Raw genomic sequence first — 22,352 nt, forward strand, 5'->3', positions numbered from 1 at the left:
GCGGCGCGCCGCGGATTCACGGCTGCCAGGGCACCCGGTGCTCCCGGAGGTGGGCCAGGACCGCGTGGTTCGCCTCCCACCCGTCCGGGAACTTCACGGTGACGCCCAGCTGGACGGGCTCCGTCGACGGGTGCTCGTCCAGCAGCTCCGCCACCCCCGCCCGGCACACCACGACGCAGGCGTGGCGGTGGCGTGAGGCCAGCACGCACAGGCGTCCCGTCTCCAGGTGGAAGGCGGTCGCGTCCGGGCGGCCCGACAGCGGGTGCAGGACCACCGTCACATCGAACTCGCGGCCCTGGAGCCTGTTCGCCGTGTCCACCGCCACGCCCGTCACCCCCAGCTCCGCGAGCGCCGCCCGCACCGCGGCGGCCTGGTCGCGGTGGGCCGTGCCGACCGCGACCCGGTCCGCCGTCACCGGGACCGGATCCGGGGAACGCTCGCTCGTCGCCACGCCGCCGCGGTCGAGCAGCCGGCGGACCACCAGGGCCACCGCCCGGACCGCCTCCGGATCGGTGCGCGGGGTGTGGCGGGCCGGGAGCTCCAGCAGCCCCCAGCCGGACTCCGCCGCCTCGTCCAGCACCCGGTCCGGACCCGAACCGTCCGAGGGGACGCCGAACGACATCCGCCGGTCGCCGTGGTCCGTCCCGCTGCGGAACGGCGTGAACGGGTAGAACGCGTCCGAGACCAGCGGCGCCGCCGACGCCGGCAGCCGCCAGGACACCGGCAGCCGGTGCTGGGGCAGTTCCGGATTGTGTGCGAGCAGGGTGGAGACCGCGCTCGCCGACGGGTCGTACGACAGCCCCGCCCACTGATCCGCACCCACGATCGAGAACGGGTCCAGCTGGCCCGGATCCCCGACGAACAGGGCCCGCTCGAACAGCCCGGCCACGGCCAGCAGCGCGTCCGACCGCATCTGGTACGCCTCGTCGACGATCGCGTGGCCCCACGGCTCCACGTTCTTCACGTGCGCCCACTTGGCGGCCGTGGAGATGACGATGTCGAGGCCGGCCAGATCCGCCGCCTTCGCCGACTTCCGGACGTGGTCCAGGCCGTCCAGGACCTTGTCGTACGGATCGGAGTCGCTGCTGTGCAGCCGGCCGACCGGCAGCTCGGGGGCCTTCTCGGCCAGCCGCACCACCAGGTCGTCCACCTGGGCGTTGGTCTGCGCGACCACCATCAACGGGCGTCCCGCAGCGGCCAGTTCGAGGGCGGCGCGCACCACGAGCGTCGACTTGCCCGCGCCCGGCGGCGAGTCCACGACGATGCCGCGCGCCGTACCGCGCAGGGTGTCGCCGAGGATCGCGTCGGTCGCCCGCGCCGCCGCGGCACCCGGGTCGAGAACGGCTGTCACAGGAGGTCCTCCGGCGTCACGGGATCGGGCTTCTCGGCGGGGCCGTCGGCCGCGGCCCCCGGCGGGCCGCCATGGGTCCACGGGGTGTCCTCCGGATCCGGCAGCTTCGGACCACCCCGCTGGTCGTGCTCGAACAGCGTCCAGGCGATCCGGTCTCCGGGCCCTGGCACCGAACCGGGCGCGGGCTCCTTGCCGCGCCCCATCCGGTCCGTGATCCGCAGGACGAGGAGGATCTCCTCGTCCACGCTCCCCCCGTCCGGGCCCTCGGACCCCTCGGAGACGTACGCGACGAACTCGGCCGTCTGCGGCTTGCCCTCCAGGGAGCGGTACACCTTCGTCCGCTCGCCGAGATGAGGGCGCTCGTCCGTCCGCACCGTGACCAGGGGGCGGGGGGAGGGACGCTTCGACTCGCTGTACGCCATCTCCACCTCCGTCACCACCCCGACGAACGCCTCGCCCGCCAGCCGCCGGCCGGCCAGCACCAGCGGATCGTCCAGTGCCTCCTGGGCCTCCAGCCGTGCCTGCGCGGACTCCCGCGAGGCGAGCTTCCGCGCCGCCGTCACCGCGTCGTCCCGGCGCGGCTGCGGCGGCTCGCCCGCCCGCACCCGGTCCCGGTGCGTGGTGAACGACCAGCGGTCCCTGGTCCAGCGGTCCTCCGCCCTCGCCCCCTCCGGCAGCTCCGCCAGGAGGTCGAGCCCACGCCACACGGCGTTCCACGTGGGCAGCAGCACCCCCGCGAGCAGGGACCTGATCTCCCGCTCGGCCCGGCTCAGCTCGCCGAGCCGGTCATCTGCCGCGAGGCCGTCCTCGGCGGCGGCCAGCGCCGTGCGCGCCCGGTCGTACCGCTCGATCGCGGGCGCCAGCAGCCTGTTGTCGAACGCCGGGTCCGTCGCCGGTCCGGCCGGCGGGCAGAGCAGCTGTCCGGCACGGTCGCGCCCCGTTTCCGCGCGGAGCGCCGCCGAGGCCCCGAACTCGCCCTCCGGCGGGTCGATCCAGGCGAGCAGCGCACCGAGATGCTGGTCCTCCAGGCTGCTCTGCCCCGTCGCCCAGTGCCGGTTCAGCAGATCCGTCGCGGCGAGCAGCAGCGAGGAGCCCGGCACCCTGGCCCGCTCCCCGTAGTGCGTCAGCCAGCGGCCGAGCAGCGGGACGCGGGCGGGCGCCGGATACGGTGTGCCCGGATCGTCCTCGGCGGTGCGCCGGAACCGCATGGACCGGCCCAGCAGCCGTACGAAGTCGATGCCGGCCCGGCTCGGTACGACCAGCTGGGCCGCGTCGGTGCAGAGCTCGACCTCGACCTTGACCTTCTTGCCGGTCCCGGGATCGGTCTCGTCGCGTTCGGCTGGCTCGACGGCATCGGCGTACGACTCGATGTGCGGCAGCACCGCCTCCGCCAGCTCGGAGAGGAAGGCGAACCGCAGATCGCGGTCGCGGGGCTGGGTCACCGCGAGCAGCCGGGGCGCCTCGCGGTCGGTGCCGACGAGCGCGCCGAGCGGGGCGCCCGCCTCGCCCGCCGTGGTGAGCGGCACCAGCACGAGCGGCCGGCCGGTCAGATGGCGGTGGCGCACCGTGGTCAGCGGCTGGGCCCGCCCGCTGTCCACCGCCTCCAGCCGGGCCAGGGTGGTGATCAGTGACATGCCGCTCCGCCGCTCCGTGTCTCCAGTGCTTCCGCGCGCAGCGCCGCGGCCCGCCGCAGCGCGGCCACCGTCGGGTCCGCGGGATCACCCTCCTTGCCGGCCGCGGCGGCCAGCACCCCGGCGACCGTCGTCAGGCCGCCGAGCTCGCCCCGCACGCTCCGGCCGAGTGTCTCCACCGCCCCCTCGGCGCGGGCCTTCGCCCGGCAGTGGAAGGCCAGCTCGCACGCGGCCAGGCACTCGGGGGCGTACGCCGCCGGGACCGCGGCGACCGCGCTGCCCAGCTCCTCCGGGGAGCACCCCGGGTCGAACGTCGTGCCCTCGGGCAGGGCTGCCGCGATGTCCTCGACACGGGTCAGCCTGGTCAGCTGGCGGCGGGTGACGGCGCGCTGCCTGCGGACGTCCACGACCGACGCGGTCGGCAGGTTGGAGAAGTCCTTCGGGCAGACCAGCAGGACCCGGTGCCCGACCTCGGCGCCCTCGGTGACGCCGGCGATCCTTTCCAGCGCAAGGACGTACACCGCGGACTGGCGGGCCGCCGCCCCGACCTTCGCGGCGTCCGCCGAACTGTCGATCATGGGGAAGGACTTGATCTCGACGACCGTCCAGGTGCCGTCGGGGTGCACCACCACGGCGTCCGGCTCCAGATAGGCGGGGGAGCCCGCCACCTCCAGGGCCAGCATCGGATGGTCGAGCAGGGCCCAGCCGCCCGCCGCCGTGGCCTCGCGCAGCGCCAGCGCCGTACGCGCGGCCCGGCCCTCGGGCCCGGCGGCCGTGAGATCGGGCACCGCGGCCTCGCCCGGTGCGTCCGCCCCGCTGCCGAGCCGCTCGAAGAGCAGGCGCAGCAGCTCCGTACCGCCGTCGGCCTTGACCTTCCTCTCGAAGGCGTTGCCCCGGACGAAAGCGAACTGCGACTGGCCGAACGGGGCGGGGGAGCCCAGCGAGGCGGCCAGCACTCCCTTGTCGACCCCCGCGCCGTCGAGCAGGGCGCGCCGCTTGCAGCCGGGGTTCGCGGCGAGGGCGGCCAGCGCACGCGCGTCGAGCGGATGCGGCGCGACGGACGGGCCGCGCAGCTCAGCGAGCCGCTGCCGGAGCGTCGTCGCCGGCGGCTTCGGCTGCGGAGCCGGTGGCCGCGTCGCTGGAATCTGCGGAGGGGGTCCGCTGGCCGGGGATTCGCTCACCCGCGGAAGTCTCGCATTCGCCACTGACAATCGCGGAACGTGCGGGCGGGACGGGAGCGCCGGACGGTCGGAACACCGCCCGCGCACGGTCCTTGAACCGGTCGGCCACCCGCATGACCGGCCTGGTCAGCAGTGCTCCCAGACCCATCACGGCGGCACCCGCGACCGCGTCGAGGAAGTAGTGGTTCGCGGTGCCCATCACCACGAGCACGGTGAGCAGCGGGTACGCGACGCCCGCCGCCCGCAGGAGCGGGTGGCGTCCGTGGCGCCACAGCAGGACCCCGCACCACACCGCCCAGCCGACATGGAGGCTCGGCATCGCGGCGTACTGGTTCGTCATGCCGCTGAGCCCGCGCGGGGCGCTCGCCCCCGCGCCCCACCAGCCGAACGAGCTGTACTGGGCCATCGTGTCGACGAATCCGTGACGGGCGTCGAGGAGCCGGGGCGGGCAGGTCGGCATCAGCGTGAAGCCGATCAGCCCGATGAGCGTGGAGGCCATCAGCCAGGTGCGGGCCGCCCGGTAGGCGGCGGCCCGGCGCCGGAACACCCATACGAGGACGGCCGGGGTGACCAGGTAGTGCAGGGAGGCGTACGCGAAGTCGGCGGGTATCCCCAGGAAGGGGTGGGCGGTCAGCAGCCGGTTGAGCGGGTGCTCGGCGTCGAGGAACAGCGCCTCCTCCAGGCGGAGTATGGCGAGCCCGTGCTCCACCGCCGCCGGCACGTCCTCCCGGACCAGCAGCCGGCCCGCCGAATACAGCCCGTACACCACCGCTATCAGAGGCAGCTCCGTCCACCAGCGGGGCCGGTGGACGCGGGAGGGTGTCCCGGCGGTGGCGTGCGACATCCGATGGCTCTCCCCATGTTCATGCGGTCGACGGCGGGCGTTCAACCGTACGGCGGTTGTCGGCCCGTCTTCCCCGTGGGCGTTCACTGCGAACGTCCGTGGCCGTGCGGAGGGAGGGACGCGGACAGTGCCCCGCGGGTTGCCATCGGGGCGTGTGGGAGATGATGGAGCGGGGCCTCGTCCGCACCGTCCCCCGGCGTGCCGACGTTTCCGCCCCGTCGCCGTCCCGGACACCGCTGTCCCGGGACCCATCAGATCCTAGGGTCCCCGGATCATCGGATCTCAGTATTTTCAGGGAGAGCCGTCATGGCACCGCGCATCCTGCTCGCCCGGCACGGCCAGACACAGTGGTCCGTCCAGGGCAATCACACCGGCAGGACCGACATTCCCCTCCTCGACACCGGCCGCGAGGGCGCGAAGCTGCTCGGCGAACGCCTGCACCGGGAGCCCTGGGGCGGGCTGCCCGGGGTGGAGGTGCGGACCAGCCCGCTCGTCCGGGCCGCCGAGACGTGCGCGATCGCGGGATTCGGCGAACGGGCCGAGCCGTGGGACGCGCTCATGGAGTGGGACTACGGGGACTACGAGGGGCTGACCCCGGCGCAGATCAAGGCGGACCGGCCGGACTGGCTGATCTGGCGGGACGGCGTCCCCGGGGGCGAGACCCTGGCCGAGGTCTCGGCCCGCGCGGACGAGGTCGTGGACTGGGCGCGCTCGTCCGACCGGGACGTCCTGGTCTTCGCCCACGGGCACATCCTGCGGACGCTGGGCGCGCGGTGGCTCGGCGAGGACATCTCCTTCGCCGCCCGGGTCCGGCTGGAGCCGACGTCGCTGTCGGTGCTGGGGTGGGCGTACGGGATGCCGGCCCTGGAACGCTGGAACGACACGGGGCACCTGGACCGGTGACCCCGGTACCTGCGGGTCCGGGCCCGGCCCGGACCCGCAGGCGCGAACACGTCCCCGCCGGTCACCCCGTGGACCGCGGGAGCTCCTCGTAGCGCTCCAGGAGCGCCGCGACCTCCGGGCCGCCCCGCGGCCTCAGCACCCGTACCGCGCTCGCCAGCATCCCCCGGATGCGGGAGGAGCGGACCCGGCCCAGCAGGTCGAGCACTTGGTGGCCCGCCGCGGACGCCTCGTCGGCCGTCCCCGCCCGCGCCAGGTCACCGGCCAGCTGCGCCCGGTACAGCGCGAGGTTCCGGGTGAAGTGCGGGTCCTGCAGCCGTGTGGCCCGGCGGGCGTGCCGGGCCGCCCTCGGCCAGTCGCCCAGCGCCGACCAGCACTGCGCCTCCAGCATCTCCAGCTCCGCCTCCCGGAAGAAGCTCATCCACTCGGGGTCCGCCGCGCCCGCCCCTTGGTCGAACGCCGTGCGCGCCCGCCCGATCGCCTGCTCGCACCCCGTACGGTCCCCGAGCCAGGCCCGGCCCCCCGCCTCCCGCAGCGCCAGCAGGGCCAGCAGCCGGGGGGAGCCGAGCGGGCGGGCCGCGCGCCCGCCGGCCTCCGCCGCGCGAACCGCCTCCCGGGCCCGCCCCATGTCCCTGGCCAGGAACGACGCGTTGCAGAACGCGTGCGCTTCCAGCGCGGAGTCCCCGGCCAGCCGCGCCGTCGCGAGCGCCTCCGCGTAGTGCGAGCGCGCGTCCTCCAGGCGGCCCGAGTCGTGCGCCAGCCAGCCCACGGAGATGGCCAGCTCCCCGGCGCCCGCGTGCAGCCGGTCCGCCGTACTGCGACGGGCCGCGGTCCCCGCGTCGAGCAGGGCGTACGCGGCCCGGAGGGGCTCGGCGGCCCGCCGGTAGAGCCCGTCCGCACCGTGCCGGTCGTCGAGCCGCCGGATCTGGCGCACCGCCTCCTCGACGGCGCTCACCTCGGCCTCGCCGACCCGGCGCTGTGCGGGCACGGTGATGAGCGGGCCGGCGGCGGACGCTCCGCCGCACAGGCCCAGGGACGCGGCTGCCACCGTGGTGGTGCCGCTGGTCATGAACACGCGACGCAGCACGTCGCACTCCTCGTCGATGTCACTGTCGAGCATGGGGGGAAGGGGGGAAAGGGAGGAACGGGGTGCGTGGCGCGCCCCCCGGCCGCGCACGCTCTCGCGGTCCGGGAAGCCCAGGTCCGCCAGGGTCGCCCCGGGGAACATGTGCAGGAACACCCGCTCGTACGCGTAGTTGGGGCAGCGGATCTCGCCGGACTCCACGCGTCCGATGTACCGGGCGTCGCACGCGACCTGTTCACCGATCTCGCGGGCCGCCCTGCGGACGGCCGCCGCGAACTCACCGGCGGAGCGCTGTCCACGCAGACGGCGGAAGACGAGGTTGGGAACTGCCCGTGTCACCATGGCGGGGCCCTCTCTGGTGCAGCCGGGCGCCTGTTTCCGGTGTCCCGGCGGAGCAAGAACGTACCTGCTGCGGCGAGACGCGTATGTTGTATTTCGCCATAAGGCAGACATCTCGCCCGCGATCTGCCATGAACTGCCACCCTTTGCGGCGGTGTGCCGCCGTAGCCCTTGACGCCGTCGGCGCGTTGGGCCATGAGGAAACGGGGCGTAGCTCCGTTCGGCGACGAGAGGAGGGGTTCCCTTGCCGCACATCGGCCCGGAAACCGCACCGTGCGACCTGGTGACCGTCCCGGCACGTCAGGGCCTGGAGGCCGTCGACATCCTGCGTCGGGGCGCTGATCACGAGGCCGTCGGCCCGGTCCTGCACGACGGCGCCTGCGCCACCCTCGGCTTCCTGGTGCCGCCCGGTACGGCGGACGCCTGGGACGTACCCGGCAGCGCCTGTACGCGGACGGACGGCCGCGGGCTGCGCATCCCCGCCGAACCGCCCGTCACCGGCGGCGGCTGGCTCCTGCCGCCCGCCGAGGACTCCCGGGTCACCGACCCGGTCGTGCTCCGTGCCGCCCTCGACCAGGCGGCCCGGCTCATCGAGGCGGCCGACAACTGCCGCTGAGGCGATAATGGCCGGGTGGGCGGACATCCCGCCGTCGCCGGCCCGCCCCAGGACCGGCCCGCACAGGTGAACGAGGACGAGGGCGTGGCACGTCGAGCAGCGCCGGCCAGAGGTACGAGCGCCCGGAAGCGGTCCGAGCGCAGGCCGGAGCCCGTGGCCGTGACGGTGGACGGCGGCCTCGCCGAGCTCGTCCCCGACCGTGAACGGCCGCACGCCTGGACCCTGCTGCTGGACAGCGCCCCGCAGTCCCACGTGGACCTGGACGACCCCTCGTACCTCTCGTTCGCCTACCAGCGCAGGCTCGGCCACGTCATCGACCTCGCCGCGCCCCCGAACCAGCCCCTGCAGGTCCTGCACCTGGGCGGCGGGGCCTTCACCCTCGCCCGGTACATCGCGGCGACCCGCCCCCGCTCCACCCAGCAGATCGTCGAGATCGACGCGGCCCTCGTCCAGCTGGTGCGCCGCGAACTGCCGCTGGACCCACAGGCCCGGATACGGGTGCGCTCCGCGGACGCCCGCGACGGGCTCGGCCGAATCCAGGACGACTGGGCGGACCTCGTCATCGCGGACGTGTTCAGCGGCGCCCGCACCCCCGCCCACCTCACCTCCGCCGAATTCCTCGCCGAGGTGCGCCGGGTCCTGAAGCCGGACGGTCAGTACGCCGCCAACCTCGCCGACGGTCCGCCGCTCGCCCACCTCCGCGGTCAGGTCGCCACGGCGGCCTCGGTCTTTCCCGAACTGGCCCTGGCCGCCGATCCGGCCGTCTGGCGGGGCCGCCGCTTCGGCAACGCGGTCCTGGTCGCCTCGGACCTGCCGATCGCGGTCGCCGAGCTGACCCGGCGGGTCGCGGGCGACCCGCACCCCGGCCGCGTCGAACACGGCCGCACCCTCGTCGGCTTCACCGGCGGCGCCGCCGTCGTCACCGACGGGGCCGCCCGGCCGTCACCCGCTCCGCCACCCGGCACCTTCTCGTGACGGCCCGGTGCGCGGTCCGGCGCCTTGCGGGCCCGGGGCGGCGACGTCCGGCACACCCCGCACCCGGCCGGGTGTGCCCCCCGTTCTTCCCGCACGGGTCCCGTCTCCCGGCCCCCACCCCGGGCACGCAAACCCGCTCAAGCGGAACCTCCCCACCGCGCACCGGAGTTCGGGGGTAGAACGCGAAACCGTCCTCGGAGCCCCCTGGGCACCCCCACGACGCCGTGTCCCGTTCATCTTCCGGCGTGCGCCTTCCGGGCGGCGGGAGCGTGGGGCGCGTGTCCGAACCAATCCGCCCCGAGCGCGGCAGGAATCCCGCGCGGAGCACGGCTTCAGCACCCAACACCCCTCTGACCAGGGGGAATTGCCGGACCAGCGTGTGCGGCATGCAGGACGCGGAGGTTAACGCAAGCCCTCGGTCGGACACGGTCGCGTGACTTGCAGGACACACTCGGGCAACGGAAGCGTCTTCAACTCTTGACACCCACCCCCTTGAGGCAGCAATGTTCCGGCATCAGCGCATGGGAGCGCTCCCATATCGAACGAGGTTTTTCGCTCGTACGGGGACGGCACAGCCCATGTCCTCTCCGTACCACTGGCACGCACCACCAGCGCGTATGCCGAGCAGATTGAACGCCAGTCCCACCCTGGAACAAGGAGTAGTGGAATGCGCATCACCCGCACCGTCGCAGGTCGAAGCCGCAGAACCGCCGTCATGGCCACCACGGGCCTCACGGCCACCGCCCTGCTGCTGACCGGCTGCAGCGATTCCGGTTCGGAGTCCGACGAGGCCGACGCGAACGGGAACATCACCCTGACCGTCGCCGACTTCGGCCAGTTCGGCTACAAGGAGGCGGGGCTCTTCGAGAAGTACCACGAGCTCCACCCGAACATCACGGTCAAGGAAAACGTCACGGCCGAGGAGAAGGTCTACTACCCCAAGTTCCTCCAGCAGCTCAACACGGGCAGCGGGCTGGCCGACGTACAGGGCATCGAGGTCGGCCGCGTCAAGGAGCTCGTCGACACCAAGGCGGACGCGTTCGCGGACCTCTCCAAGGTGATCGACACCGACCAGTGGGTGAACTGGAAGTCGCTGCAGGCGAGCACCGACGAGGGCAAGGTCATCGGCGCGGGTACCGACATCGGCCCGATGTCCATCTGCTACCGCCGTGACCTGTTCGAGCAGGCCGGTCTGCCGGCGGACCGCACCGAGGTCGCCGCCAAGCTCGCCGGCGGGTGGGAGGACTACCTCAAGCTCGGTGAGGAGTTCAAGAAGAAGGCCCCCAAGGGCACCTTCTTCATGGACTCCGCCAGCGCCATGTACAACGGCGTGGTCAGCTCCGACTCGGAGCAGTACTACTCCAAGGACGGCAAGGCGATCTACAAGGACAGCGCCGGTGTCAAGAAGGGCTGGGACCTCGCCGCCGAGGCGGTCGACAAGGGCCTGACCCAGGGCCTGGCCCAGTTCGGTGTCCCGTGGCAGAACGCCCTGCGCAAGGGCAGCATCGCCACCGTGGCCTGCCCGGCGTGGATGGCCGCGCAGATCTCCACGTACTCCGGTGACGCGTTCAAGGGCAAGTGGGACATCGCCCGCACCCCGGGTGAGACCGCGGCCAACTGGGGCGGTTCGTTCCTCTCCGTGCCCGCCAAGGGCAAGCACGTCAAGGAGGCCGGTGAGCTCGTGAAGTGGCTGACCGCGCCCGAGCAGCAGGCCGCCGTGTTCAAGGCCGCCGGCCTCTTCCCGTCGAACAAGGGCGCCTACGAGCTCCCCGACGTGAAGACCGCCAAGCTGGAGTACTTCAACAACGCGCCGATCGGTGAGATCTACGCCGAAGAGGCTCAGGTCATCCCCGCGGCCGTGCTCGGCCCGAAGGACGGCGTCATCAAGGACTCCATCTCCACGCAGATCAACAACATGGAGCAGCGGGGCACCAGCCCGGACGACGCCTGGGACGCCGCCACGAAGGCCATCGACAAGGTGATCGGCTGATCCCCTCCGGTGCGGGCCGCCGGGACGCCGTACGACGCGTCCCGGCCGGCCCGCACCGGTGCCGGTTTCTCCTGCCGGCATGCGCACCGTCCCCGACACCTCCGCCGGACCTGACCAGAGGTCCGGCCTGCCCCTGCGGTGTCGGCACACCCCAGGGAAGGACTCCCACCTGTGGCAACCTCGACCCCCACCCGGGCCGCACACGGATCACGGCCCGGCCGCCGCGCTCCGAAGCCCATGACCCCGGGCCGCCAGGCCTGGCGCAGCCGGCTGTGGCGATTCGACGACAAGGCATCGCCCTACGCCTACATCGCGCCCTTCTTCCTCGTCTTCGGGGCCTTCGGGCTCTACCCGCTCCTGTACACCGGCTGGATCGCCCTGCACCGGGTGGAGATGACCGGTCTCGACCAGATGGAATGGGTCGGCTGGGAGAACTTCAGCAACATCCTCCAGGACTCCGAATTCTGGACCGCGGTCACCAACACCTTCGTCATCGGCGTCATCTCGACCGTCCCGCAGCTGATGATCGCGCTGGGCCTGGCCCACCTGCTGAACTACAAGCTGCGCGCCAGCACCTTCTGGCGCACCGTGATCCTCACCCCGTACGCCACCTCGGTGGCCTCCGCGGCCCTGGTCTTCGCCCTGGTGTTCCGGGCGGACGGCGGCCTGCTGAACTGGGTGCTCGGATTCTTCGGCGTCGGCGAGACGAACTGGGCCAACGGTCACTGGACGTCCAACATCGCCATCGCGGTCATCGTGATCTGGCGCTGGACGGGCTACAACACACTGATCTACCTGGCCGCGATGCAGGCCATCCCGTCCGACCTGTACGAGGCGGCCTCACTCGACGGAGCCTCGCGCTGGCAGCAGTTCCGCAACGTGACGATCCCCTCGCTCCGGCCGACGATCCTCTTCACGATCGTCATCTCGACCATCGGTTCCATGCAGCTGTTCGGTGAGCCCCTGCTCCTGGAAGGCGGCCCCATCGGAGCGCAGGGCGGCACCGAGAACCAGTACGAGACGCTCAGCATCTACCTCTACAACTACGGCTGGAACCTCGGGCACCTCGGTCCGGCCGCCGCGGTCGCCTGGGCCATGCTCGTCCTGCTGCTGCTCATTGCCGCGATCAACTGGCTCGTCGGGCGCCTCATGCGCAAGACCGCGGCCTGACGGGGAGCGATACCCATGACCACGACCAGCCCCACCACCGCCGCGGACCGCCGGGTCGCCAAGTCCGCGCCCCGCAGCGAGCCCCCGCGCCGCAGCCGTCTCAAGCCCGGCGCGGGCCGCCAGCACCACGCAGGGCCCTTCGCCTACTTCGCCCTGGCCGTCGTCGGCCTAGGCTCGCTCTTCCCGCTGTACTGGACGCTCGTCGCCGCCTCACGCACCCAGGAGGAGGTGCTGGACACCACCCCGCCGCTCATCCCCGGCGGGAACCTGTTCAACAACCTCCAGGCGGCCTGGGAACAGGCCAGCCTCGGCAAGGCCATCCTGAACACGGTCATCGTGTCCAGCAGCATCACCCTCGCGACGCTGTTCTTCTGCACCCTGGCCGGCTACGCCTTCGCCAAGATGCGCTTCAAGGGCCGCGGCGCGCTGATGACGGTGGTCATCGCCACGCTGACGATCCCGCCGCAGCTCAGCGTCGTACCGCTGTTCATGATGATGTCCGACATCGGCTGGGGCGGTCAGCTGGAGTCGGTGATCTTCCCGACCCTGGTGAGCGCCTTCGGCGTGTTCTTCATGCGGCAGTACCTGATCGAGGCACTGCCGTACGAGCTCATCGAAGCGGGCCGGGTGGACGGCGCGAACAACCTCCGCATCGTGTGGAGCATCGTGCTTCCGGTCGCCCGCCCGGCCATGATGGTGCTCGGCATGCTCACCTTCGTGCAGGCCTGGAACGACTTCTTCTGGCCGTACCTCGCGCTGAACCAGCAGAACCCCACGCTCCAGGTGGCCCTCGGCCAGCTGAGCGCCTCCTACGTGCCCGACCAGAGCATCGTCATGGCGGGCGCGCTGATCAGCACACTGCCGCTGCTCGTCGTCTTCGTGATCTTCGGTAAGCAGATCGTCGGAGGAATCATGTCCGGTGCCGTCAAGGGCTGACCCAGGGCCCGCCGATCCACCCCCGGTCCGACCCCGGCCGTCCCGTACGGCCTGTACCTGACCACAGGCCGTACGGGTCCCGGGGTCCCCGCTCTTCCCTGTCCGTGTTCGTCCATTCTTGGGAGCGCTCCCGCATGACCGCAGTACGACCCGACATCACCCCGAAGCAGGCGCCCGAGGCAACGAACTTCCCCACGGGTTTCCTCTGGGGCGCGGCCACCGCCTCCTACCAGGTGGAGGGCGCCGCCGCCGAAGGCGGCCGCACGCCGTCCATCTGGGACACCTTCAGCCGCACCCCCGGCAAGGTCCGCAACGGCGACACCGGTGACATCGCCGCCGACCACTACCACCGCTACCGCGACGACGTCGCGCTGATGAAGCAGCTCGGCCTGAAGGCCTACCGCTTCTCCGTCTCCTGGTCCCGGGTCCAGCCCACCGGGCGCGGTCCCGCCGTCGAGCGAGGCCTGGACTTCTACCGCAAGCTCGTCGACGAGCTGCTCGACGCCGGCATCATGCCCGTCGCCACCCTCTACCACTGGGACCTGCCCCAGGAGCTCGAGGACGCCGGCGGCTGGCCCGAGCGCGCGACCGCCGAGCGCTTCGCCGACTACGCCGCCATCGTCTCCGGCGCCCTCGGCGACCGCGTCGGCATGTGGACCACCCTCAACGAGCCGTGGTGCTCGGCCTTCCTCGGTTACGGATCCGGTGTGCACGCACCCGGCCGCACCGAGCCCGCGGCGGCGCTGCAGGCGGCCCATCACCTCAATCTCGCCCACGGACGGGCGATCGAGGTTCTGCGCACCCAACTCCCCGCTGCCGCGCAGACCTCGGTCACCCTCAATCTCCACCAGGTCCGCCCGCTGACCGACAGCGCGGCCGACGTGGACGCCGCCCGCCGGATCGACGCCGTCGGCAACCGTGTCTTCACCGGACCGATGCTGCGCGGCGAGTACCCCGAGGACCTGATCGCCGACACCGCGCACGTGGTGGACTGGTCCAAGCTGGTCCAGGACGGCGACCTCGCCACCATCTCGCGACCGTTCGACGCCCTCGGCGTCAACTACTACACGCCGACCCTGGTCTCCGCGCCCGAGCACGGCTCCGGCGACGCCCGCGACGACGGACACGGCAACAGCGCGTACTCCCCGTGGCCCGGTTCCGAGCACATCGCCTTCCACCTCGCCGAGGGGAAGGAGCGCACGGCGATGAACTGGGCGATCGACCCCGACGGGCTCTACCACCTGCTCATGGACGTCACCCGCGACCATCCGGACCTGCCGCTGATGGTCACCGAGAACGGCGCGGCCTTCGACGACTACGTCTCGCCCGAGGGCAAGGTCGAGGACCCCGAGCGGATCGCCTACCTGCACGGGCACCTCGACGCCGTGCAGCGCGCGATCGCCGACGGCGCGGACGTCCGCGGCTACTTCCTGTGGTCCCTGATGGACAACTTCGAGTGGGCGTACGGCTACTCGAAGCGCTTCGGCACCGTGTACGTCGACTACGCGTCCCAGCGCCGCATCCCCAAGGCGAGCGCCCACTGGTACTCCGACGTGATCCGCCGCCACGCCCTGCCCCCGCGCGACGGCACCCTCTGACCTGGACGGATCGCGGGGCCCGGCCGTCGGCCGGGCCCCGCTTTTCTGTGCCCGCCCGACCCGTTCGACACGGTGACCCCGTAGGCTTGGGAGCGCTCCCAGGAGGGGTGGCGCTGCGGAGGGACCGGTCGGTCCGGACAAGTGTCAAGGGATCGGACGGAGGGACTTGGTTTGCCTTGTCCCGCTGTGAGAAATTGACCGCGAACGGGAGGCAGCCATGGCGGCAGCGCGAGTACGGAGTGGCGGGCGGCCCACGCTCGAAGAAGTGGCGGCGCGGGCCGGGGTGGGGCGTGGCACGGCCTCACGCGTCATCAACGGCTCGCCGCGGGTCAGCGCACAGACCCGGGAGGCCGTCGAGGCTGCCGTCGCGGAACTGGGGTACGTGCCCAACCGGGCGGCCCGCGCGCTCGCGGGGAACCGTACGGACGCCATCGCGCTCGTCGTCCCGGAGTCCGAGACGCGCTTCTTCGCCGAGCCGTACTTCTCCGACATCGTGCGCGGTGTCGGGGCCGCCCTCGCGGACACCGAGATGCAGCTGCTGCTCACCCTCGCGGGCAACGACCGCGAGCGCCGCCGGCTGGCCCAGTACCTGACCGCGCACCGCGTCGACGGCGTGCTGCTCGTCTCCGTGCACGCGGACGACCCGCTGCCCGATCTGCTGGAACAGCTGGGCATGCCCTCGGTGATCAGTGGCCGCAGACACGCGGCGGAGACGCTGCCCTCCGTCGACTCCGACAACTTCGAGGGCGCCCGCGCCGCGGTCGACCACTTCATATCGCGGGGCCGCCGCTCCATCGCCACCATCACCGGACGCCTCGACGTGTACGGCGCGCAGCGCCGCCTCGACGGCTACCGCAAGGCGATCGCGGCCGCCGGCCTCGATCCGGACGAACGGCTGATCGCCCCCGCCGACTTCAGTGAGGAGGGCGGCGCCCGTGCCATGCGGGAGCTGCTGGTCCGCCGCCCCGACGTGGACGCGGTCTTCGCCGCCTCCGACGTGATGGCCGCCGGCGCCCGACAGGTCCTGCGCGAGTCCGGCCGGCGCATCCCCGACGACGTGGCGCTCATCGGCTTCGACGACTCGGCGGTGGCCCGCCACATGGACCCCCCGCTGACGAGCGTCCGCCAGCCGATCGAGGAGATGGGCCGCACGATGGCCCGGGTCCTGCTCCAGGAGATCGCGAACCGCTCCGGGGACCGCGCGGGGGAACGCCCCAGGATCGTGCTGCCCACGGAACTGGTGGTGCGCGAGTCCTCCTGAGGCGGCGCGGGGCCCTGCCGCCGGTCAGGCGGGGACCGTGGTGCCGTCGGGAGCGATGGCCGTGAAGCCGGTGTAGGGGACCAGGGCGGGCGGGACGGTGAGCGAACCGTCCTCGTTCTGGTGCTGCTCCAGCAGGGCCACCAGGGTGCGGCCCAGGGGGAGGCCCGAACCGTTGAGGGTGACCAGGGGTTCCCTGGTCCCGCCCGTGCGGACCGAGATCCGGGCCCGGCGCGCCTGGAACGTACCGCAGTCGGAGACGGAGGAGATCTCCCGGTACGCCTGCTGGCCCGGCAGCCACACCTCCAGGTCGAAGGTGCGGCGGGCGGAGAAGCCCAGGTCGCCCGCGTTCAGCTCCACCACGCGGTAGTGCAGGTCAAGGCGGCGCAGGCACTCCTCGGCATGGCCGAGGAGCAGGTCCAGCTGGGCCTCGGCGTCGGCGGGGTGACAGAGCCGGACCAGCTCGACCTTGGAGAACTGGTGCAGCCGGATCAGGCCCCGGGTGTCCCTGCCGTACGAGCCGGCCTCCGAGCGGTAGCACGTGGTGTGCGCGGTCAGCCCCATCGGCAGCTCGGCCGCCTCCAGGGTCTCCTCGCGGAACAGGTTGACCAGCGGCACCTCGGCGGTCGGGATCAGGAAGAGCTCGCGCTCACCGACCGAGGTCCGGAAGAGGTCCTCCTCGAACTTGGGGAGCTGCCCGGTGCCGGTCATCGTCTCCCGGGTCACCAGCTGCGGCAGGCTGTACTCGCGGTAGCCGTGCTCCCGGGTGTGCAGGTCCAGGAGGAACGCGGCCAGCGCGCGTTCCAGGGCGGCCCCCGCCCCGCGCAGCACCGCGAACCGCGCCCCGGAGAGCTTGCCGGCCCGGTCCGGGTCCAGGATGCCCTGCGAGCGGGCCAGTTCGACGTGGTCGCGGGGGGTGAAGGCGAGGTCCGGGGCGGCGCCCCAGCGCCGTACCTCCTGGGGCTCGTCCTGCGGGCCGCCCTCCGGCACCCGGTCGAGCGGGAGGTTCGGGACGGTGAGCAGATGCGTGTGCAGGGCCGACTCGCTCTCCAGCCGCGCCCGGTCCGCCTCGCGCACCTCCGCCTTGCCCGCGCGTGCCTCCTGGGCGAGGCGCGGGCGGTCCGCCGCGGGGGCGTCCTGGATGGACCGGGTCAGCCGGTTCATCCGGGCGCGCAGTTCGTCGGCGCGGGTGATGCTGCGCGCCCGCTCCTGGACCAGCTTCTCCAGCAGCGGCACGTCGAGCGCGTAACCCCGGCGCCCGAGCCGGCGCACGGATTCCTCGGCCGTGCCGATCAACGCGTTCGCGTCGTGCATGAGTGACACCTCGTCAATTCGGCACGGATCCGGCGGAGAGGGCAGGATTCGAACCTGCGCAGGCCGTGAGGCCTTTCCCTATAGAACAAGGAACTCGTTGGGCCGCTACGAGAACCTCTCCCGGAAGCGATTTCCGCTTTCCTCCCGCTTCCGAGAACAACTATGACAGAGCCCGCTGCCACCGCGCTGACAGCGGGCTGATGCTCCGTCACATAGCCTTTCGCCGAACTCCTGTGGGCACCGCGGGTGCCGTCGGCGCGGTGTCCTGGGCGGGTGCGGGTGGCAGCAGCCGGCGCAGCAGCGGCCCGGTCATGGCGGTGGTGACCAGGGCCATGAAGACGAACATGGAGAAGAGTTCGGCGTTCAGCACGCCCAGCTGGACACCCACGCTCAGCACGATCAGTTCGGTCAGGCCCCGGCAATTCATCATCGCGCCGAGTGCGAGCGACTCCCGTTTCGTGAATTCACCCGTGGCGGCGGCCGCCACGGTCGCACTCGCGACCTTGCCGACCACGGCCACGGCGATGATCAGCAGGCACACCAGCCAGGTGCCGGCCCCGCTCAGGCTCCCCAGGTCGGTGCGGAGCCCCACGGTGACGAAGAACAGCGGCAGCAGGAACCACACGGTGACGCCCTGGATCCGGTGGGTCAGGTCCTCGATCACCCGGGAGCCGCGGGGCATGATCGCTCCCGCCATGAACGGCCCGAAGATCGCGTGCAGCCCCATCCGGTCGGTGGCGAACGCGCTCATCAGCACGAGGAAGACCAGTCCGGCGCAGAGCGCGTCCTTGGACAGCTCACTCGCGTCGGCCCGGGCCACCGCCCTGGCTACCAGCGGCTGCACCACCCCCAGCATGAGGACGGCGAAGAGGGTGACACAGACGATGGAGAGAGCCGCCGCCGTCAGCGAGGTGCCGCGCACCGTCGAGATCACCGCGGCCAGCAGCACCCAGGCGGTGACGTCGCTGATCCCGGCGGAGGTCATGCCCGTCGCCCCCAGCCGGGTGCCGAGCAGCCCCCGTTCGGCCAGGATCCGGGCCAGGACGGGGAACGCGGTGATCGACACGGCCAGGCCGATGAACAGCACGTACGCCGTCCGGCTCGCGTGCACCGGCGGATACCGGTCGATCAGCCACAGCCCCATGGCCGTGCCCATCGCGAAGGGGATGGCGATGGACGCGTGCCCGATCAGGATCCCGACACGTCCGCTGGTACGCAGCGAACCCGAGGGCAGCTCCGCCCCGACCAGGAACATGAAGAAGACGACGCCGAACTGGGCCAGGGTGTCCAGGTGCGGCAGGACCGCGGCCGGGAAGAGCCACTCCTGCGGCCCCGGCGCCAGCGCGCCTAGCACCGACGGGCCGAGCGCGATACCGGCCGCCAGCTCACCGACCACCGCCGGCTGCCCGACCCGGCGCGCCAGCCAGCCGCCCAGCGCCGCCACCGCGACGACGGCCGCTGCGGCCAGCAGCAGCCGGTAGGCGGCCTCGCCCGACGAAACGGCCGACGGCGAGGAGCCGCCCGAGCCGTCCGTGAGCCGGACCAGCAGCCATGCGGCGACCGCCCCGGGCACGATCACCGCGAGCGCGTACACACTGAAATATCTCCTCATATTCAAGCGCCTCTCGGGGAGTTGGCCGTAGATTGCGAGGACAGCTGTGCGCGGCCGTGGACACGGCCGCGACCGCACGAGGCCCGCTCCCGAGCGGGCGGGGGAGGTTCGACGTGGGCACACTCGCGGTTGTCTCCGGTGGCGCCACCGGCATCGGACGGGCGGTGGCGGAGCGCCTCGCAGCGGCGGGAGCGGACCTGGTGCTCATCGGCCGGCGCGCCGACCGGCTGCGGGAGGCCGCGGACGCGCTGGACAAGATCTCCGGAGCCGGGCGGACCCAGGTCGTGGTGGCCGACCTGAGCGTGCCCGAGGACGTGGAGCGGGCCGCCCGCGAGATCACCGCGCCGGGGCGGCCCGTGGACGTGCTGGTCAACAACGCGGGCGGGAACCTCGCCGCGGCCCCGGCCACCGACCTGGAGGGCGTACGCCGGGACTGGACGGCCAACTTCACCGGCAACGTGCTCCCGGTGGTGCTGCTGACCCAGGCCCTGCTGCCCGCGCTGCGGCGGCCGGGCGGCCGGATCGTCACCGTCGGATCGATCGCCGCGCTGCGGGGCTCGGGCTCCTACGGCGCGGCCAAGGCGGCCCTGCACCCGTGGTCCTGGGAGCTGGCGCTGCGCCTGGCGCCGGAGGGGATCACCTCCAACATCGTGGCGCCCGGCTACATCCAGGACACCGAGTTCTACGGCGAGAGGATGTCCCCGGACTTCCACGCCGGCCGCGCCGCGCAGGCCCCGATGGGCCGGGGCGGCACCGTCGAGGAGGTCGCCGCGACCGTGGCCCACCTGGCCGGACCGGACGCCGGATACCTCACCGGGCAGATCGTCCAGATCAACGGCGGCGCCATGGCCGGGCGCGGCTGACGTGACGGAGCCGCGCGCCCGCCGGGCCCGCGGCTCCGCCCGGCTCACACGGTGTCCATGACGGCCAGCCGTTTGCGGGCGTCGGCCACCGCGCGCAGGGTCAGCACCGCGGAGGACCCCATGTAGCCGGACGCGTCGAAGATCTCGTCCAGCTCCGCCGGGGCCAGCATCCCGGCCGCCCGCGCGTGCTCCTCCAGGACCGCCCGGACCGGCCGGGACTGCGTCTGCGCCTGCTGGGTGATGTCGTAGACCATCTCGTGCGCCCGCTGCTTGCCCATCTGGCGGCCCAGCGCCAGCATGAGCCGCTCCGACATGACGTGGTCGGCGGCGACCTCGGTGTTGTCCCGCAGCCGGTCCTCGTGCACCTGCAGCCCGGTGGCGCTCTCCAGCATCATCTCGCAGGCGGCCAGGCAGTAGTGCGACACATCGGGTACGCAGGACCACTCGATCCTCAGGGCGCGGGCGTCCCGCTCGTGGTCGCCGATCAGCGCGGCGAAGGAGGCGCTCGCCTGCGCGCCCGTCAGCCGGGCCATCACGACGACCTGTTCGAGGCGCTCGGGGTTGCGCTTGTGCGGCATGGTGCTGCTGCCGACCTTGCCGGGCCGCCAGGCCTCCGTCAGCTCCCCGAACTCGGGCCGGACCAGCGTGCGTATCTCGTCCGCGATCCGGCCGAGGGTGCCGGTGACCATCGCCAGGGTGCTGACGAACTCGGTGGGCCGGTCGCGGGCCGCGTGCCAGCCGATCGTCGGGGTGTCCAGGCCGAGGCGGCGGGCGAAGCGCTCCAGCAGGTCGGGGCCCTGCTCGCCGAAGCCCGCCATGGTGCCCGCGCCGCCGAACAGCTGCGCCACCAACACGCGTTCGCGAAGCTGCTCGACGCGCTCGTGGTGGCGCAGCAGCTCGTCCGTCCAGCCGGCCACCTTCAGGCCGAAGCTCATCGGGAGGGCGGGCTGCGCGTGGGTGCGGCCCAGGGCCAGGGTCTCGGCGTGCTGTTCGGCCAGCGTGGCGAAGGTCGTGACGAGCGCGGTCAGCCGGGCCTGGAGCACGTCCAGCACATCGCGGATCTCCAGGCTCTGCCCGGTGTCCTGGATGTCCTGGGTGGTGGCCCCGTAGTGGATGTACTGCCCGGCGTCCGGGCCGCAGGCCTCCTCGAAGACGCGCAGCAGCCCGACCAGCGAGTGGCCCGAGCGCTCGATCTCCCGCTGCACGTCGTCCAGGTCGATGTGCTCCAGGCGGGCGGTGGCCGCGATGGTGTCCGCCACGTCCTGCGGGATCATGCCGATCTCGGCCTGCGCGAGCGCGAGCGCGGCCTCGATGTCCAGCCAACGCTGCTTGCGGCAGACGTCGCAGAAGATGCGGCGGCTGTCCGGCGAGGCGTAGCGGTTGCCGTAGAAGCGGGAGTCGGTGATGTGGCCGCGTTCGTGCCGACAGGGCTCGGCGGCGGATTCCGGGTGGGCGTGGGTGGTCATGGCATCCCCTCAGGACGGGCGTCAGAGGCTGGAACGGGGTGGTTCAGAGGTCGCTCGGCTTGAGATACGGGCAGGTGCCGTACGGCGGGGCCGCGGCGTCGATCCGGGTGCGCTCCGCCAGGCGCAGCGCGGCCGAGCGCGGGCTCTCGGCGTGCCGGCGGGCCACCGTGAACAGCTCGTCCACCAGCTGGCGGGCCAGATGTGCGGACCGGGCTAGCACCTGGGCGGCGCTCGGTACCGTACGGGCGCCGAACAGCGCCTCCATGGACGCCGACCCCCCGATGCCGCCGATGAAGTCCGGCACGACGAGGATCCCCCGGGTGTGCAGGGCGTCCTCCGTCGCCTCGGTGAGCCCGTGGTTGGCGCCGACCGCGACCGCCGGGCAGCCGAGCGTGCGGGCCTGCTCCGCGCCGACGGCGTCGGCACCGGCGGCCAGCACCAGGACGTCGGCGGACACCCCGAACAGCGACGAGCTCCCCGGCAGGGCGCGCCCGGCGGCCAGCTCATGGACGGGCGTGCCGGGGGCGCTGCGCAGCAGCCGTTCCAGGTCGAGCCCGGCGGGGTCGGCCGCACAGCCGTACTCGTCGGCGATCGCCGTGACCCGGACACCCTCCTCCAGGAAGGTGCAGGCGGCGGCCCGGCCCAGGGTGCCGAAGCCCTGGAGGGCGACCGAGAGACGCCCCGAGCCGCCGGCCGCCCGGGCGGCACCGATCGCCGCGTGCGCGAGGACGTGGCCCGCCCGCCGGCCACTGAGCGTGAGCAGCCCGGCCTGTTCGTCCAGGCTCGCCATGCGGGCGAAGAAGTCCTGGTCGCTGAGGCGCTGGGCGGTTTTCACGGCGTACTTGACCGAGGGGACTCCCTGGGCGGCGGCGAGCCGCTGGAGGTCGTCCCACCGGGTCCCCATGTCCGAGCCCATGCTGAACCGCCGGTGCAGCTCGTCGTGGAGGAAGGCCAGGAAGCCGCTCATCGCCTCCTCGGCGTCAGCGGCCCTCGGGTCGTGGTCGACGCCGCACTTGGCACCGTCGACGTTGAGTCCCAGGACCCGCTGCTTGAGCGTCATCCGCTGTGCCAGCCCGGCCAGTTCGGCCGCGCCGAGGCCGGGTCGCATCCGGCAGCCGCCGGCCCCCAGCGGGGCGGTGTCACCGTCGTACGCCAGCCATCCGCGCACCCGGCCCGCGGGGTCCTCGTAGGAGAGGATCTGTGCCATGTCTGCCTCTTCTCGCC

At 72.7% G+C, this 22,352-nt stretch carries 18 protein-coding genes and 1 tRNA gene; 9 read left to right on the top strand and 10 right to left on the bottom strand.

Annotation, left to right across the window (positions count from 1 at the left end):
- Positions 1-16 precede the first annotated feature (16 nt).
- From AB0F38_RS00940 to AB0F38_RS00955, 4 genes are read right to left on the bottom strand one after another with little or no spacing between them, the layout of a single operon-like run.
- On the bottom strand, positions 17-1,351 hold the full coding sequence (locus tag AB0F38_RS00940) for an AAA domain-containing protein (protein WP_361884796.1): 1,335 nt from the start codon (positions 1,349-1,351) through the stop codon (positions 17-19).
- Positions 1,348-2,985 carry a hypothetical protein gene (locus AB0F38_RS00945; RefSeq protein WP_361884798.1) on the bottom strand — a complete coding sequence of 546 codons (1,638 nt, stop codon included), beginning with the start codon at positions 2,983-2,985 and terminating at the stop codon, positions 1,348-1,350. Before AB0F38_RS00945 ends, AB0F38_RS00940 begins: the two co-directional genes overlap by 4 nt.
- Positions 2,976-4,163, bottom strand: coding sequence for a hypothetical protein (locus tag AB0F38_RS00950; RefSeq protein ID WP_361884800.1), 1,188 nt, complete (start codon positions 4,161-4,163; stop codon positions 2,976-2,978). Before AB0F38_RS00950 ends, AB0F38_RS00945 begins: the two co-directional genes overlap by 10 nt.
- Entirely contained in the window at positions 4,057-5,007 is a 951-nt protein-coding gene (locus AB0F38_RS00955) for a phosphatase PAP2 family protein (protein WP_361884802.1), read from the bottom strand. Before AB0F38_RS00955 ends, AB0F38_RS00950 begins: the two co-directional genes overlap by 107 nt.
- 306 nt (positions 5,008-5,313) lie before the next feature.
- On the opposite strand from AB0F38_RS00955, the gene AB0F38_RS00960 reads away from it, so the two are divergent.
- A complete protein-coding gene (locus AB0F38_RS00960; protein ID WP_361884804.1) occupies positions 5,314-5,910 on the top strand; it encodes a histidine phosphatase family protein in 597 nt (198 codons plus the stop codon).
- 61 nt (positions 5,911-5,971) lie between these two features.
- Here AB0F38_RS00960 and AB0F38_RS00965 read toward each other — a convergent pair whose 3' ends face one another.
- On the bottom strand, positions 5,972-7,333 hold the full coding sequence (locus AB0F38_RS00965) for a tetratricopeptide repeat protein (RefSeq protein WP_361884806.1): 1,362 nt from the start codon (positions 7,331-7,333) through the stop codon (positions 5,972-5,974).
- A 241-nt stretch (positions 7,334-7,574) separates the two neighbouring features.
- Between AB0F38_RS00965 and AB0F38_RS00970 the strand changes: the two genes are divergently transcribed.
- From AB0F38_RS00970 to AB0F38_RS01000, 7 genes are all read left to right on the top strand, one after another.
- Positions 7,575-7,946 (top strand): hypothetical protein, encoded by a 372-nt coding sequence (locus AB0F38_RS00970; RefSeq protein WP_361884808.1) that lies wholly within the window; start codon positions 7,575-7,577, stop codon positions 7,944-7,946.
- Between the two features lie 84 nt (positions 7,947-8,030).
- Positions 8,031-8,921, top strand: a complete 891-nt coding sequence (locus tag AB0F38_RS00975; RefSeq protein ID WP_361886692.1) for a fused MFS/spermidine synthase — start codon at positions 8,031-8,033, stop codon at positions 8,919-8,921.
- Between the two features lie 667 nt (positions 8,922-9,588).
- Complete coding sequence (locus AB0F38_RS00980; protein ID WP_361884810.1) at positions 9,589-10,911, top strand: extracellular solute-binding protein; 1,323 nt, start codon at positions 9,589-9,591, stop codon at positions 10,909-10,911.
- 171 nt (positions 10,912-11,082) lie between these two features.
- Positions 11,083-12,081: a sugar ABC transporter permease gene (locus AB0F38_RS00985; RefSeq protein WP_361884812.1), complete on the top strand. Its 999-nt coding sequence runs from the start codon at positions 11,083-11,085 to the stop codon at positions 12,079-12,081.
- Between the two features lie 15 nt (positions 12,082-12,096).
- Entirely contained in the window at positions 12,097-13,017 is a 921-nt protein-coding gene (locus tag AB0F38_RS00990) for a carbohydrate ABC transporter permease (RefSeq protein WP_361884814.1), read from the top strand.
- 134 nt (positions 13,018-13,151) lie between these two features.
- Positions 13,152-14,615 carry a GH1 family beta-glucosidase gene (locus AB0F38_RS00995; RefSeq protein WP_361884816.1) on the top strand — a complete coding sequence of 488 codons (1,464 nt, stop codon included), beginning with the start codon at positions 13,152-13,154 and terminating at the stop codon, positions 14,613-14,615.
- A 217-nt stretch (positions 14,616-14,832) separates the two neighbouring features.
- Positions 14,833-15,876: a LacI family DNA-binding transcriptional regulator gene (locus tag AB0F38_RS01000; protein ID WP_361884818.1), complete on the top strand. Its 1,044-nt coding sequence runs from the start codon at positions 14,833-14,835 to the stop codon at positions 15,874-15,876.
- A 24-nt stretch (positions 15,877-15,900) separates the two neighbouring features.
- Here AB0F38_RS01000 and serS read toward each other — a convergent pair whose 3' ends face one another.
- The 3 genes from serS to AB0F38_RS01015 form a co-directional block, all read right to left on the bottom strand.
- On the bottom strand, positions 15,901-17,187 hold the full coding sequence (serS, locus tag AB0F38_RS01005) for a serine--tRNA ligase (RefSeq protein ID WP_361884820.1): 1,287 nt from the start codon (positions 17,185-17,187) through the stop codon (positions 15,901-15,903).
- A 33-nt stretch (positions 17,188-17,220) separates the two neighbouring features.
- A tRNA-Arg gene (locus AB0F38_RS01010) sits at positions 17,221-17,308 on the bottom strand.
- Positions 17,309-17,395: 87 nt separating this feature from the next.
- The gene (locus tag AB0F38_RS01015; RefSeq protein WP_361884822.1) at positions 17,396-18,799 is read right to left on the bottom strand and encodes a cation:proton antiporter; all 1,404 of its coding nucleotides are present in this window, start codon (positions 18,797-18,799) and stop codon (positions 17,396-17,398) included.
- Positions 18,800-18,912: 113 nt separating this feature from the next.
- On the opposite strand from AB0F38_RS01015, the gene AB0F38_RS01020 reads away from it, so the two are divergent.
- Positions 18,913-19,662: an SDR family oxidoreductase gene (locus AB0F38_RS01020; protein ID WP_361884824.1), complete on the top strand. Its 750-nt coding sequence runs from the start codon at positions 18,913-18,915 to the stop codon at positions 19,660-19,662.
- 44 nt (positions 19,663-19,706) lie between these two features.
- On the opposite strand, the gene AB0F38_RS01025 is transcribed toward AB0F38_RS01020, so the two are convergent.
- Together AB0F38_RS01025 and AB0F38_RS01030 are read right to left on the bottom strand one after the other, a co-directional pair.
- The gene (locus AB0F38_RS01025; RefSeq protein WP_361884826.1) at positions 19,707-21,128 is read right to left on the bottom strand and encodes an adenylosuccinate lyase family protein; all 1,422 of its coding nucleotides are present in this window, start codon (positions 21,126-21,128) and stop codon (positions 19,707-19,709) included.
- 43 nt (positions 21,129-21,171) lie between these two features.
- Positions 21,172-22,335: a Glu/Leu/Phe/Val dehydrogenase dimerization domain-containing protein gene (locus tag AB0F38_RS01030; RefSeq protein WP_361884828.1), complete on the bottom strand. Its 1,164-nt coding sequence runs from the start codon at positions 22,333-22,335 to the stop codon at positions 21,172-21,174.
- Positions 22,336-22,352: the final 17 nt, after the last annotated feature.

The sequence above is a fragment of the Streptomyces sp. NPDC025273 genome (assembly GCF_040638585.1).
Lineage (GTDB): Bacteria > Actinomycetota > Actinomycetes > Streptomycetales > Streptomycetaceae > Streptomyces > Streptomyces cinereorectus.

Excerpts from the sequence above, each read along its gene's own strand:
- AB0F38_RS00945 (WP_361884798.1), bottom strand. The coding sequence starts at position 2,985 with ATGTCACTGATCACCACCCTGGCCCGGCTGGAGGCGGTGGACAGCGGG.
- AB0F38_RS00955 (WP_361884802.1), bottom strand. The coding sequence starts at position 5,007 with ATGTCGCACGCCACCGCCGGGACACCCTCCCGCGTCCACCGGCCCCGC.
- AB0F38_RS00960 (WP_361884804.1), top strand. The coding sequence starts at position 5,314 with ATGGCACCGCGCATCCTGCTCGCCCGGCACGGCCAGACACAGTGGTCC.
- AB0F38_RS00965 (WP_361884806.1), bottom strand. The coding sequence starts at position 7,333 with ATGGTGACACGGGCAGTTCCCAACCTCGTCTTCCGCCGTCTGCGTGGA.
- AB0F38_RS00980 (WP_361884810.1), top strand. The coding sequence starts at position 9,589 with ATGCGCATCACCCGCACCGTCGCAGGTCGAAGCCGCAGAACCGCCGTC.
- AB0F38_RS00990 (WP_361884814.1), top strand. The coding sequence starts at position 12,097 with ATGACCACGACCAGCCCCACCACCGCCGCGGACCGCCGGGTCGCCAAG.
- AB0F38_RS00995 (WP_361884816.1), top strand. The coding sequence starts at position 13,152 with ATGACCGCAGTACGACCCGACATCACCCCGAAGCAGGCGCCCGAGGCA.
- AB0F38_RS01000 (WP_361884818.1), top strand. The coding sequence starts at position 14,833 with ATGGCGGCAGCGCGAGTACGGAGTGGCGGGCGGCCCACGCTCGAAGAA.
- serS (WP_361884820.1), bottom strand. The coding sequence starts at position 17,187 with ATGCACGACGCGAACGCGTTGATCGGCACGGCCGAGGAATCCGTGCGC.
- AB0F38_RS01015 (WP_361884822.1), bottom strand. The coding sequence starts at position 18,799 with ATGAGGAGATATTTCAGTGTGTACGCGCTCGCGGTGATCGTGCCCGGG.
- AB0F38_RS01025 (WP_361884826.1), bottom strand. The coding sequence starts at position 21,128 with ATGACCACCCACGCCCACCCGGAATCCGCCGCCGAGCCCTGTCGGCAC.
- AB0F38_RS01030 (WP_361884828.1), bottom strand. The coding sequence starts at position 22,335 with ATGGCACAGATCCTCTCCTACGAGGACCCCGCGGGCCGGGTGCGCGGA.